The sequence below is a fragment of the Ruminococcus sp. genome (assembly GCF_017650195.1).
GTDB lineage: Bacteria > Bacillota > Clostridia > Oscillospirales > Ruminococcaceae > Ruminococcus.
On record NZ_JAGCFH010000192.1, the window covers coordinates 1 to 13602 of the forward strand.

Sequence of the window (13602 nt, forward strand, 5' to 3'; positions counted from 1 at the left end):
GACTGGGACGATGAAGATTTTGACTGGGACGATGAAGATTTTGACTGGGATGACGAGGACTACGAGTGGGATGATGAGGACTACGAGTGGACCTTTGACCCGAGCGAGTACAAGTATGAAGACTACAAGGACTATATGACAGAGGAACAGTTCAATGAAATGATGAAGCTGATGGAAGAGCTTGCATCAAAGGCATCATAAAGTAATAAAAAAGACCTCCATTCACATACGGAGGTCTTTTTTATTATATGTTCTCAAAACAAATGTTTATATGCGTGCATAACGGAGAAACTGAAAATTGTTTTTCAATATTCAATGATTTAACATTGAATTTCATGCCTTTCTCGCCCTTATAATATGAGGAGCTTTTAACTGTAACACACAATCTGGCTTTACTTACTGCTTAAAACCAGCAACTTTGAAAGGATAACGTTAGCCGCGTCGAATTTGGACATGAGCTCCATTTCCTCAGTATCATCTTTGGTTATCATTGTGATGATGTTTGTATCGGTACCGAATCCCGCACCGGCACTCCTGAGGGAGTTAGCGCATATCATGTCACAGTTTTTCTTGGCAAGCTTGACCCGTGAGTTCTCGATAACATTGTCCGTCTCCATAGAGAAGCCACAGACTGTCTGTCCTTCGCGGCGGTTTTCGCCGATGTATTTTAGAATATCAGTTGTACGCTTAAGGGGGATGCTCATATCTCCGTCGGACTTCTTTATCTTGCTGTCGGCGGTTGTAACGGGAGTATAATCTGCAACTGCTGCTGCTTTGATAACTATATCCGTATCTGCAAGACGCTCCTTTACCGCGTTGAACATATCCTCAGCAGATTTTACGGGAACTACATTTATGAACATAGGCGGCTCAACATCGGTATGTGCTGCAATTACGGTAACATCAGCGCCTCTCAGCATAGCTGCTCTTGCAAGGGCATAGCCCATTTTTCCGCTGGAGTGGTTTGATATGAAGCGGACCGGGTCAATGCTCTCACGGGTAGCGCCTGCGGTAACGAGCACCTTTTTTCCTGCAAGATCCTTTTCAAAGGCAGCTTCGCGGACGATGTACTCAAGGAGAGTCTCCTCATCGGGGAGCTTTCCGTCTCCGATATCGCGGTTAGCAAGCATACCGCAGACAGGCTCCACTATTTCATATCCGAACTTTCTCAGCTTTTCGATATTGTCTTGAACGATAGGGTTGTGGAACATATTATGGTTCATAGCTGGAGCTATTATCTTTTGGCAGGTACAAGCCATGACGGTAGTAGTCAGCATATCATCAGCAATGCCGTTTGCTATTTTGCCAATGACATTTGCGGAAGCCGGAGCTATCATTACCACATCAGCTTTTTTCGCAATGGAAACGTGCTCTACGCTGTACTCAAAATTGCGGTCAAAGGTATCTATTAGGCACTTGTGCTGAGTAAGGGTCTCAAAAGTTAGCGGATGAACGAAGTTCAGCGAATTTGGAGTCATGGCAACGTGTACATCAGCTCCCAGTTTTGTGAGCATTCGTGCAAGGTTGCATATCTTGTATACGGCGATAGAGCCTGTCACTCCGAGAAGTACGGTTTTTCCTGTAAGCATTTTCGTCACCTCATATATGTAGTTCATTGGGGCATTCCTCGCCCTTGTGGCAGGCGATAATATTATTCACCGTAGTCTCGGCGATATTGCTGAGAGCCTCTTCCGTGAGGAAAGCCTGATGTGAAGTAACTATTACGTTAGGCATGGAGATAAGTCTTGCAAGGGTGTCATCGGCAATGATATGACCCGAGAAGTCCTGGAAGAAAACGTCTGCTTCCTCCTCATATACATCGAGGCAGGCAGCACCTATCTTTCGCGCCTTTATACCTTCAAGGAGAGCCTCTGCGTCTATGAGAGCTCCTCTTGAAGTATTGATAATAACAACGCCTTTTTTCAGCTTATCTATCGATTTGCTGTCTATCATGTGGTAGGTCTCATCTGTGAGAGGGCAGTGGAATGAGATGATATCGCTGCGGCTGAAAAGTTCGTCCAGCTCTACATATTCAATATCACTTTCCTTGGCAGGAAACTTATCGTAAGCGATAACGTTCATGCCGAAGCCGCGACAAATATTTATGAATATACGACCTATCTTACCTGTTCCAACAACACCGACAGTTTTTCCGTGAAGATCAAAACCTGTAAGTCCGTTCAGGGAGAAGTTATGGTCTCTTGTACGGATATAAGCCTTGTGTACGCGGCGTATAGACGTCAGCAGCAGGGCTGTGGCGTGTTCTGCGACAGCATAAGGTGAGTAAGCAGGAACGCTGACTACTTTTATCTTATCCTTTGCGTACTTTATATCCACATTGTTATAGCCGGCGCATCGTAGCGCGAGCACCTTTACTCCGAGAGCGCAGAGCTTATCGATAACGGCAGCGTTGACTGTATCGTTAACGAAAACGCAGACAGCCTCGCAGCCCTTTGCTAGCTCTGCGGTATCCTCGTTGAGCTTTGTCTCGTAGAACTTGAACTTTATGTTGTTGTTCTTTCCGAACTTCTCGAATGAAGGAGTATCATAAGGCTTTGTGTCGAAAAAAGCGACTTTCATTGTATTCACCCTCCTGTTATAGGTCATTATTGATAAATAACATTTTGTGTGGTTCGTGGCAATTACACAAACGTCTGCCTGCCCTCGACTAACAAAAAGTTACATTCCCGTTTTATTAAATATGAAGCTCTAAGAGTTCATCTTAGAGCCTTATATACGTTTATTATTGTATGGAAGCTCTCAGATTATCTCTGCGAATACTCCCGAAAGGGAAGCTATATAGGTCTTCTGTACAGTTTCCGCAGGGATAGTCTCCCCGTTGAGTTCGAGATCCTTTGTAGCGCAGGCATCGGCAACAAGAGCAACTTCATAGCCGTGATCCATTGCGGCGCGTACAGTTGTGTCTATGCAGAGGTGAGTCATCATACCACATACTATGAGCTTTTCAACGTCGAGGCTACGCAGACAGTCGTTCAGCTCTGTGCCGAGAAAACTGTTTGGGCAGTACTTGTTTATGACGATATCGTCCGGCAGAGGAGCGATACGCTCCGAAATCTCACAGCCGTAGGTACCCTCGTTGAAGAGAGCCTCGTCGTCGGAGTTTATGTGCTTTATGTAAATGACCGGGCGTCCTGTTTTCCGGCTTTCGGCAATAAGCCTGATAATGCGTTCCTCAGCTTTTTTCGGTTCATGGAGTGGACAAGCTCCGCCCTCGAAATAATCGTTCTGGACGTCGATAACAAGTAATGCTTCTTTCATAATCATATCTCCCTAAGTGCAATAGCTTCCGTTTTTACATTAAATGTAAAAACAACTTTTTAATAGTATAACATATTGGAGAGCCTGTGTCAATCAGTTGCATAGTGGTAATAATCACGAAATATTACGTTTTCGGGCATATAAAAATGTAAGGTGTTGGCAATAAGCCTGTCCCCTGTACAAGCAGAAAGGCAGGTAGTCATAATGAAGCGTTTAGCTTCTATATGGCTGCCTGCCATGGTATAATGCTTCGGATATCAGAAATTGAGCTCGTCAGAGACAGTGATATTTACAATATCTGCTGCCACGAATCTTTCTGGTGAGAGCACGTAAACATAGTCTCCTATATATATAGCGCGGTTAAAGTCGTTATATATATAGTCGCCGAATTCCATGCTTATATCGCCCTTCTGCACGAATTCTCCGTTTTCGTAGCCGAAAAATACATACTGCGTCCTGTAGATGCTGTCTGACTGCTTGCCGCTGTCAGAATAGTATGAATATCTGTTGTAGTTTATGGGAACGCCGATAAGATTCTTTTCCGGAGCTATGAGTAGTTCCTTCCTATCGTATACGGCGGCAGAGTAGTACCATTCCTCGGTATGTACTTCTGCGTCTGCGTCATATATGTAGTTGTTTGGGGAGTCGTTCCATGTGAATACTGCCTCTGCTTTCAGATCGCTGGGATCGAAGTTGTTAAACATAGTCATTTTTACTCCTGTTATCCTGCCGTTCTCGTCGGCGTCCTGTCCGAAGCCGAGAAGGTGACTGTCATCCCAATGTTGCATATATGTGCTGAAACCGTTTATCTTGAGGTCGTCAAGGAGAACGGGCTCATATGGATTACTGAGGTCTACCGCGTAAAGAGGGTCAGTCTGACGGAATGTAACTACATAAGCCATATCTCCTCGGAAACTTGCTGATCTGAGCTGCTCGTCAATTCCAAGGTCGCCGATGCTTCCCACTATGTTCATTTCCATATCGAACACGTATACACGGGTATCAGTCTTGATATTCTCATAGGTGTAATAGCCGTTTCCCTCGCCGTCTGTGATGACGTCCCATATCTCTTCCAGCAGATTGCCGTTATCATTGTACCTGTAGAAGACTTTTTTTGTTTCGTTATAGGTAGCGGCTGCACGAAAATAGCCGTTGTACTCGCTCATGGAGAACTGATCCTTTATATAGCCGTTTATAGTTGTTCCTGCCATGGGAATTATATCTCCGCCGGTAATGGATATACGAGTTATATCCGTAGTGGAGAGCTCGTCTCCTGCGGCTGCGGTATAGAGATTTTCAGCGGAGCAGTAAATGCTGCCAGTATAGCCTGCAAGGGACTTTACGTCCTTTTCCACCGGTGCTCCTGCGTTACTGAGGTCTATGCTGCCGATAACAGTATAAGAGATGGCGCTTGTACTGCCGAAACCTTCCGACGGGAGAAGTATATCTTCGGCAGGTATCATGTCATAGCTCTCCGTAAAGCCGCAGTATGGGATATACCGATCTGTATCGTCGCTGCTACTAACAGTTTCGAAGTTGCATGAGTAAAAATGTGAGGTAAGTAGCATATATCCCTCAGGGGAGATCCTTACATCGTTGTAATATCCGTCCTGCCTGTAAACGTCTATAAGCTCCGGATCGTCACCTGTTGTATAGAAAGCAACGAATGTATAGGGCGTGGACCTTACGGTATCCTCATCGGCATAGCCGTAGTATGAGCCGAAGTACGAGCTGCTGCATATAACAGCGATCATGTCATTGTATATGTACATATCCGCGGTGTTTATATAGCCGCGGCTGTCAGCGCGGTCAATGGCGTCATTCAGGTCAATGGTTGCACTGCCAGTGAATTTTCCGTTCCTTACATCGGCTGTGCGGAGTACGGGAGAGTAGGAAAAGCTCTCGTTCTCTGTGTTGCATAGATAGTATATATGCTTTCCGTCGGTCTTGACTATATCTGCCTCAAGAACGTCCTGTTCCTGATAGTAGGTCTCGGAATGTTCCGGGTCATCCTCTTTAGGCTCTTCCGGCTCTTCGGTGCCAGGTATGAAAATCTCATCATTGGCGCCGCCCGGCGTATCCAAGCCTGATATCTCATTTGATGAGCTGTCGGAATAGGCAGCGTCATCACTGACAGCTTCCTCTGCGACTTCAAGAGTATCGTAAACGTAATGGTTCTTCTTTCTGTCCTTCTCGGCTTTTTTCGCAGCCTTGCTGAACAGAGAGTATATCTCCTTATAATCGGAGGCTCCCTTCATATAGTTCACAGCCTTAACCGTCTGAGTCGGATCTACCGTACTGGGGACAGTTGTGGTCACGGCGCTCTTTTTTTCCAGATTAACCGTTTTCTTGTTGTTCCTTTCGCTGTTCAGGGTATATACGGCAGTTCCTCCTATCACTGTGCATGCTGCAGCCGCTGCCGCGATTCGCTTTGCCACGGAAATGCTTCTTTTCTTTTTCTTCGATAATTCGTTGTCGAGCATAGCCTTTACTTCCTCTGGGGTCAGCTTTTCACCGTTATTCATAAACATTCTCCTTTCATAGAATGTGATCCTTGGTCGGGCTTTCTTATAAGAGCGTTCATGGGTGTCTCGTTTGAAGTTGAGTTCACTATATAAGTGTTTGTGGAAGGGGATATTGTTGCAACAGGAGAAAAAAACAGTGGTTTTGTACAAAAAGCAAAGATTGTCGTTGTTTATTATTACAAAGAATCTTCCTGCAACCCACAAAATTACCCTTTTGGTGGAAAAAATGCAGAATACTTCATTGACAATTCTTAATAATTAATGTATAATTATGGTGACTTAATATAGCTTGTCTGCCCAAAAAGATATATAATATACCAAGGAGTGGGTATTTTGGTAAGAAAAAAGAGAATGATCATAGGCGTTGTTACTGCGGAGGCGAACAGTATAGAGCAGCGTCAGATCATAAAGGGGATCGCAAAGTTCGATCAGTGCGTAGGGATCGATACTATTGTTTTTTCCAATAACTATAATCCGAATGTAAGAGAAAAGGAACTCTTCTGCGAAAACAGGATATATGACCTTATACTTTCAGATGAGCTTGACGGTCTTATTGTTATATCCGAATCTTTCGTTAACGAGGAGCTGAAAAAGCTTGTCGCTGATCTGCTGGCAAAGAAAAACATACCTGTTGTAATAGTAGGCACTCATGTTACCGAGTTGAGTTCGCCGAAGTGTATGTTCATAAATACCAGTGACGAGAATGACATAGAGGATCTTACAGATCATCTTGTAGAAAAGCATAGCTTCCGAGAGATTGACATAATCACAGGCTATGACTTTATCGAGGCTTCAAATCTTCGCGTGAACGGATACAGAAAGTCCCTCGAAAAGCACGGCATAGAGTACGACGAAAAAAGAGTACACTATGGTAATTATTGGATGAATTCAGGCGCCGAGCTGGCAGAGCGATATCACAGCGGCGAGCTGACTCTGCCTCAGGCGATAGTTTGTGCCAACGACTATATGGCTTACGGTCTTATAGACAAGTTCGACGAGCTTGGTATAAGGGTGCCAGAGGATGTAACGGTAGTAGGATACGAGTATGTGGGCGACAGATTCATGCATACACCTCTCCTTACTACTTATAAGAGGAACCGTGAGACTATCGGTGAGGACGCGGCTAATATGGTCTACAGCCGCATAAAGGAGAGAGACTTCCTCTTTGCGCCGCCTCAGGGCGAGATAATATGCGGTACAAGTTGTACCTGCGGTGCAGACCGAGAATTCTTTGCTGAAGAATTGAAAAATGCCAGAGCCAAAAAGGACTATGATAATTGGAACCTTTTCAATCCTCTTGACCAGAAGCTGACGGAGTGCCGTACACTGAACGATTTCATAGATATATGCGGCACATTCCACTGGCAAGTAAGAGGCATACAGAGCTTCTACCTTTGCCTCTACAAGAACTGGTATGACTCGGACGCTGAGCTCAGCGATATACTCTCCTGTCAAAGCATGGTGAACTGGGACGATAAGACGCCCTTTGATATGCAGAAGTACAACTTCTCAGCCCTGCTTGCAAGAAATTACGAGCCGGCTATATACTATTTCAATCCTCTTTTCTTCAACGACAGGTTATTCGGCTACCTCGTGCTAAAATACCACGATCCCGATACCTACGACGATATCTACAGGAACTGGCTGAAATCAGTATCGAACGGACTGGAATTTCTGAGAATGAAGAATGATATACAGTACCTTACCCAGTGTCAGAACCTCTCAGACTTGAGAGATACCCTCACTGGAATGTACAACGAGACTGGCATGAGGAAGGCTTACCATACTATTGATGTTTCAAGTAACGACTGCACCCTCGTTATGATGAGGATAGGCATATCCAACGCTGGCTTTTATGAGCTCAACGGTAAGATACCAGCTATTATGGACGCAGCTGAGGCTGTGAAGCAGTTCTGCGGAAGCAGCGATATCTGTGGCAGGATAAACGACAATACCTTTGCCTGCATAATACAGAGCGAGGCTGAACCGGAGTTCCTTGAAAGCAGACTGAATTCCATAATGCTCCAGCATAATGTATATATAGAGCAGTACGGGCTCGATTCCTTCGTGTTAGCATCGGTGAAGTGTACAGATAAGTCCTATACTCGTATCATCGGGAAATGCTCGGATATCCTTGCGCAGAGGCAGTGTGGTCAGATGGAGATGCGTATGCGTCCCCACTATGAGGATATGCTCAGCATCAGAAGCTATATCTACAGCAATCCGCAGGACAGCTTTGAGTCGGATAAGCTCCAGAAACTCTACCCCTACAGCGCAGGTCATCTTCGTGAGGTGTACAAGAAGTGTTTCGGGGTAAGCATACATAAGGATTGCATAAACGCACGTATGGCAAAGGCAACCTACTGTCTTATGGTAACTCCACTGAGTATGAACGAGATAGCGGAGCAGTGCGGCTACGTGGACAGCAAATACTTCCTTAGACAGTTCCTTGCCACGGTGGGTGTAACGCCCAATCAGTATCGCAATATGGCTAAATGAGACGTTAGCTGTTAGCCATTAGTTTTAGGGGCGTGTTTTGCTCGCCTGTGCTGAAATACACATATAAACAAAAAGTAATCCCCGAAAGCTATTTTGACCCGCTTTCGGGGTTGTTTATATCAACGGTCGTATTCTGCGCTGAAAGCTGCAACTTTTTTCAGAAATGCGGCTTTTTCTTCTTTCGTGAGAGAAAAAAGCGGACATATCTGAAGTTTTGCATCGACGTATAAGAGCTGTATCTCATCGCCACCGAGCATATTGTATATTAGAGTGTGGTGTCCCTCAAAAAGTGGAGTTATGGTATACATTTCCTTATCGTTCAGGACAAAAGGCTTGTTACTGTATATATCCGAAAGCTTTTCAATAATTCTTCTGCATAATATTACCACGTTTTCTGCACCGAGCTTTATAGTGCAAGAATCACTCTTGAATGATACCGTGCACCAGTTGAGCTCATTCACGACCTCAAAGATAAGAATACTGCCGTTTTTGTTTATTTCTAGTCTTTTTTCATTATTCATAAATTATTTGCCCTTGCTTTTTCATATATCATCATTGCTTCACCGTCATTACAGTACGCTACCAGCCATATTGTGCCTTGCTTTTTTTGAATTATCTTAGTATTATTATAAATCCACAGAGCCGATTTGTCAACGAAAAAGCCGCAGCAAGGTTTGCTGCGGCTTTTATCACTGTATTCTGTAAGCGAATAATATCTGCCTAAAGGGACATCGCGGACCGTCACTTATAAGCTAATGGCTTAAATCACTTAGCTTTGCCAAGGAAGGCTGCGCCGATAATGCCAGCGTCGTTGCCCAGCTTTGCAATAACGATTTCGGTATTTTTGGGAGAATTGCGTGTGTATACTTCCTTTGCAACAAGCTCCTTCATGGGCAGGAGCAGGGGATCACCCTCGTTGCATACGCCACCGCCGATACAAAGCACGTCGGGTTGAAATATATTGATAGTATTTGTGATGCCCGCTGCAAGATACTTTATGTACTTGTCAACTACAGCCTTTGCGTACTTGTCGCCGGCTCTCATGCAATCAAAGGAGGTACGTGCTGTTACCTTGCCCCTTTCCTTTTCTGACTTTGCCATGATACAGTCGGGATGCTCGGCGATAGCCTCCTTTGTCATGCGGATAAGTCCCGTTGCTGATGAGTAAGCCTCGAAGCAGCCCTTTCTGCCGCAGGAGCACTGGGCTCCGTCAACCTCGATAACGGTATGTCCTATCTCTGCACCGGCAAAGTTGGAACCAGAATATATCTTTCCGTCAATGATTATTCCACCGCCTACACCTGTTCCGAGAGTTATGCATACCGCGTTCCTTGCGCCTTTTGCAGCTCCTGCTACGAACTCGCCGTAGGCTGCTGCGTTGGCGTCGTTCTCAATGAATACGGGTTTGTCAATGGTCTCCTGTATGTATTTTACCATAGGCGTATTATTGAAGCCGAGGTTGTTGGAGTACTCGATAATGCCCTTTTCACTGTTTGCGATACCAGGAGTACCTACACCTATCCACTGGATATCATTCATTGTGAGCTTGGCATTCCTTACTGCTTCTACAGCCATTTTTGCCATATCGTCAGCAATCTCCTTTTCGGGACGGGGACAGTTGGTCTTTGTGCTTGCCTTTGCGATGATGTTGTATTCCTCATCAACTACGCCTGCAACGATATTTGTACCGCCCAGGTCGATTCCTACGTAATATTTCATTTTATATCCTCCTTATGGAATAGTTGTGACTATAACGTCACAATTTCCTTTTATAGCGTATGCGCCTGTTCCTGCCGGAACGAAAACGCTTGTGCCCATTGTCAGTGGCAGTGTATAATTGTCGGAGATAAGTTCTCCACCGCTTCCGCCTATCATAAGGACATGAACAAAGGAGCTGTTGTCCGCTGCAAGCTCAGCTTCCTTGATTATCCTGTGGCGGTTTACTATGAAATAGTCGCAGTCCGCAAGGAGCTGGGTGACTACTCCATCAAGCTCGAGACCGTAGACTGGTCTTCGGTGGTCAGCAGGACGGGTGTTCGTAACCTCAAGGGCTTTCTCTACATGGAGCTGTCTAGGCTTTCCATCGGCACCCAGTCTGCCGTAGTCGTAGACGCGATAGGTGACGTTTGAGCTCTGCTGTATCTCGGCTATGAGTATTCCCTTGCCGATAGCGTGAAGAGTTCCCGGCTCTATAAAGAAAACGTCGCCCTGCTTAACGGGAACACGGTTCACCTTGTCCATGAGAGTATTTTCCTCAACAGCTCTGCGGAATTCCTCCTTTGTCAGCTCTTCTTTGAAGCCATATATCAGCTCTGCTCCAGGCTCTGCTGATATGATATACCACATCTCGGTTTTACCGTTATCGTTTTCGTACTTATGTGCGTATTCGTCGCAGGGGTGTACCTGTACCGAAAGGTCGTTTCTTGCGTCTATCAGCTTCACCAGTACAGGGAAGCCTTCCTCCTTTTTGAAGCTACTGCTCACTGCCTCCGGGTGCATGGCCACGAATTCGCTGAGTTTCATGCCGTCAAATTCGCCACCGTCAATAATACATTCGCCGTCAGGGTGACAGCTTAGCTCCCAGCTTTCGGCGAGCCGTTCTGCGTCGCTTTCTTTGCCGAAGAGCTCGCGGAGCTTCGTACCGCCCCATATATAATCCTTTACAGGTGCTTTTAGTAAAAATGGTCTCAATTTATTGCCTTTCCTTCTGATACTGCGGTATAATATGCAATTGCGAACATCTATTGCGCTAAGAACCACACAAAGTATCATTTATCTTGTTTTACCGCCTCGCGGATACACTTGCAGAGAGCTCCGCGGAGTAGGTGTATATCTTCTCCAAAAGTCATACAATAATATAATAAACTATAATCGCAAAATAGTCAACAGTTTTTTTATCCTTAGAATATATTTTTTCAATAATCAGAAATTGCGAAATACTCCTATACTGAGAGTTATATGCAAGGCTCTTTGTACAGTATGCTCAAAAACTTATTATTCTGTTCATAAAATATAGTAGAAAAAGTCATGTGAAAAAGGGTATTATAATATTACAGAGGAATTTGGGATGCGTTTTAGAGGTATATAAATTAGAGAAGATTTTTTAGGAGGAATGATTATGAGAAAGGTTATATCTGCATTGTTATCATTGGCATTGGTGCTGTGCATGATGCCTGCGGCTGCTTTTGCAGCTGAAAAGGAAGCTCCGGTTACAGATTTATCTTATGAGCAGTATGATTTCAACGAAGACGGATATATTGACGCACTTGATGTTGCTTTCCTGTTCAGATACTACCTTATAGTATCTATGGAAAAGGTAACAGATGTCATCAATCTTGGCATGACTGACGATATAAAAGAGCGTATAGCTCAGAACGGCGATATCAACAGGGATGGCAGGATAAACGCAGTGGATGGTGCTTTGTTCTTACAGCGTGTTATCAGTTTCACCAACTGCAAGATTGAAGATTTTGCTCCTCAATGCTACACGGCTATAGTGAGCGAGAGCATCGAAAAAGGTGACGTTAACGGCGATGGCTACATAGATGCTGTAGACGCAAGCAATATCCTTTCCTATTATGCTGTTGTAAGTACAGGAGCTGATATTACAACATCCGAGCAGGTTGTATGCCGCCATAAGGGCGATATAAACGGCGACGGCTATGTTGATTCTGTTGACGCTTCAAAGGCTCTCGCTATATATGCGGCAAATGCTGTTAATTAAAAAATAATTTCTGTTTGAGTAATAATTCCGTGACAAAAAAGCACCCGTGACCTTAGTGGACACGGGTACTTTTTTATGTCAATAACTATGTGCGCCTTGCAAAGATGGGTAGTATTTTTATTTTATGCTGATAAGTTGACGGTTATCACGGGGGTCGAATGCTGTGAGGCCACGGTTACTCCGGGTGAGTACTAGTCCCTTGTCATTTCCAAGTGGAGATATCGAAAATAGTCCGTTCATTCTGTGGGCTGCCCTGAAGGTGCTGCCAAAACGGGTATTTACCGTGGTTCCTTTAAATTCGAAGCACATGCCTCGTTCGGTTATCCTGACCGTGAGCGCAGGCATATCCGCAAATGGGCGACAGGTCATGCCGTCTGCAATATAGTGCCCATATGCAGGAGAAACGAGGGTATCACGATAGAAGCGATAGAGGAGAGCCGCCACAGCGGCTTCCGTATCGTAAAGGCGGTGGGTTATTTCCTTTTCGGGTGAAGTGAATATCCGAGGTATCTCTCGGCATATGGCCTCTGTGTTGCGGTTGAGGGCTGTGGAAAAAGTGCTCCTTGATGAGAAACGGTGGAGATGCTCGGGCCTGAGGTGCTGCTCCGGAACGAATTCAGGATACATGGCGCGGGCTAGCTCCTCATAGCACATATGCACATTGCGCTTTGACGAAAAATAAGTCATTTTCGCTGCATGTGGCAGGCAACACATATCTGACATCAGGTGTACGGCACGGGCGAGATATATGGCTCCCTGTTTTATGAAGCCGCCGCAGTGCATGGTGAGCGCCATAGTGTAGTCCTCCTCGAACATGGTCCTGGCGCTTTTGGCGAAAAGATCCTTGCCGTTCAAAAGGTAGCCGCCGACAGGTTTCCTTGGAATGCCGTTCGAGGTGCAGCCGCAGTAATAATGTCTGCCCGCGCCGTTTTCGCGGTCGCCTTTCTCGTCGGCGCGTATGGTGTATGGCAGCATTATCTCTGTATTCGGGCGTATCAGCGCCTCAGCCTCGGGGCAGTGCTCGCCGAGGAGCTTCAATGTGCGTATGAATATTTCCTGATGTATTTCTGTTGGCGGCAGTTTCTTCTTTTCCGTGTAGCTGTTCGCCAGACTTTTCATATTAGCAGCAGCTTTGTTCCATTTATTCAGCATATAAAACCACCCTTATATAAATCATAATTTTGAATAGCTAAATTTGGATTTACTTTAATTATACTGTTTGTGGGGAGGAATGTCAATCGTGAGACATACAAAAAAGGGCGTTCGTGTGAACGCCCTTTGATATTGCATTTATATCAGCTATTAGCCGAGCTCTGCAAAGTACTTGATAGTTCTTACCATCTGTGATGTGTAAGAATTCTCGTTGTCGTACCAAGAAACTACCTGTACCTCATAGAGATCATCAGCAATCTTGCATACCATTGTCTGTGTAGCATCGAAGAGTGAACCGAATCTCATGCCGATAACGTCAGAAGAAACGATCTGATCCTCGTTGTAGCCGAATGACTCTGAAGCAGCAGCCTTCATAGCAGCGTTGATGCCTTCCTTAGTTACGTTAGCACCCTTAACAACAGC

11 protein-coding genes and 1 pseudogene are annotated in these 13602 nt (G+C 45.1%); 3 read left to right on the forward strand and 9 right to left on the reverse strand.

The window, feature by feature from the left end; genetic code table 11:
- Nucleotides 1-201: hypothetical protein (locus J6U00_RS08910; RefSeq protein WP_296581131.1), on the forward strand; the 201-nt coding region annotated here is incomplete at its 5' end.
- Nucleotides 202-392: 191 nt separating this feature from the next.
- Here the strand turns inward: J6U00_RS08910 and coaBC are convergent.
- The 4 genes from coaBC to J6U00_RS08930 all read right to left on the reverse strand — a co-directional run bounded on the left by coaBC (nucleotide 393) and on the right by J6U00_RS08930 (nucleotide 5804).
- Nucleotides 393-1589, reverse strand: coding sequence for a bifunctional phosphopantothenoylcysteine decarboxylase/phosphopantothenate--cysteine ligase CoaBC (gene coaBC / locus J6U00_RS08915; RefSeq protein WP_296581147.1), 1197 nt, complete (start codon nucleotides 1587-1589; stop codon nucleotides 393-395).
- Nucleotides 1590-1599: 10 nt separating this feature from the next.
- On the reverse strand, nucleotides 1600-2580 hold the full coding sequence (locus tag J6U00_RS08920; protein WP_296581133.1) for a 2-hydroxyacid dehydrogenase: 981 nt from the start codon (nucleotides 2578-2580) through the stop codon (nucleotides 1600-1602).
- Between the two features lie 180 nt (nucleotides 2581-2760).
- Nucleotides 2761-3279 carry a cysteine hydrolase family protein gene (locus tag J6U00_RS08925; protein ID WP_296581135.1) on the reverse strand — a complete coding sequence of 173 codons (519 nt, stop codon included), beginning with the start codon at nucleotides 3277-3279 and terminating at the stop codon, nucleotides 2761-2763.
- A 257-nt stretch (nucleotides 3280-3536) separates the two neighbouring features.
- On the reverse strand, nucleotides 3537-5804 hold the full coding sequence (locus tag J6U00_RS08930; protein WP_296581137.1) for a beta-propeller domain-containing protein: 2268 nt from the start codon (nucleotides 5802-5804) through the stop codon (nucleotides 3537-3539).
- 324 nt (nucleotides 5805-6128) lie between these two features.
- Here J6U00_RS08930 and J6U00_RS08935 point away from each other — a divergent pair, with 324 nt between their 5' ends.
- Entirely contained in the window at nucleotides 6129-8303 is a 2175-nt protein-coding gene (locus J6U00_RS08935) for a substrate-binding domain-containing protein (protein WP_296581139.1), read from the forward strand.
- A 119-nt stretch (nucleotides 8304-8422) separates the two neighbouring features.
- Here the strand turns inward: J6U00_RS08935 and J6U00_RS08940 are convergent, their stop codons facing one another.
- From J6U00_RS08940 to J6U00_RS08950, 3 genes are all read right to left on the reverse strand, one after another.
- Entirely contained in the window at nucleotides 8423-8824 is a 402-nt protein-coding gene (locus J6U00_RS08940; RefSeq protein ID WP_296581140.1) for a hypothetical protein, read from the reverse strand.
- Nucleotides 8825-9068: 244 nt separating this feature from the next.
- Nucleotides 9069-10022, reverse strand: coding sequence for an ROK family glucokinase (locus J6U00_RS08945; protein WP_296581142.1), 954 nt, complete (start codon nucleotides 10020-10022; stop codon nucleotides 9069-9071).
- A gap of 12 nt (nucleotides 10023-10034) precedes the next feature.
- Nucleotides 10035-10994, reverse strand: coding sequence for a type I phosphomannose isomerase catalytic subunit (locus J6U00_RS08950; protein WP_296581143.1), 960 nt, complete (start codon nucleotides 10992-10994; stop codon nucleotides 10035-10037).
- A gap of 427 nt (nucleotides 10995-11421) precedes the next feature.
- Between J6U00_RS08950 and J6U00_RS08955 the strand changes: the two genes are divergently transcribed.
- Entirely contained in the window at nucleotides 11422-12027 is a 606-nt protein-coding gene (locus J6U00_RS08955; RefSeq protein ID WP_296581144.1) for a dockerin type I domain-containing protein, read from the forward strand.
- Between the two features lie 117 nt (nucleotides 12028-12144).
- Here J6U00_RS08955 and J6U00_RS08960 read toward each other — a convergent pair whose 3' ends face one another.
- Both J6U00_RS08960 and J6U00_RS08965 read right to left on the reverse strand, forming a co-directional pair.
- Nucleotides 12145-13179, reverse strand: coding sequence for a hypothetical protein (locus J6U00_RS08960; RefSeq protein WP_296581146.1), 1035 nt, complete (start codon nucleotides 13177-13179; stop codon nucleotides 12145-12147).
- Between the two features lie 150 nt (nucleotides 13180-13329).
- Nucleotides 13330-13602 (reverse strand): annotated as a pseudogene (locus J6U00_RS08965) (type I glyceraldehyde-3-phosphate dehydrogenase); the annotation flags it as partial.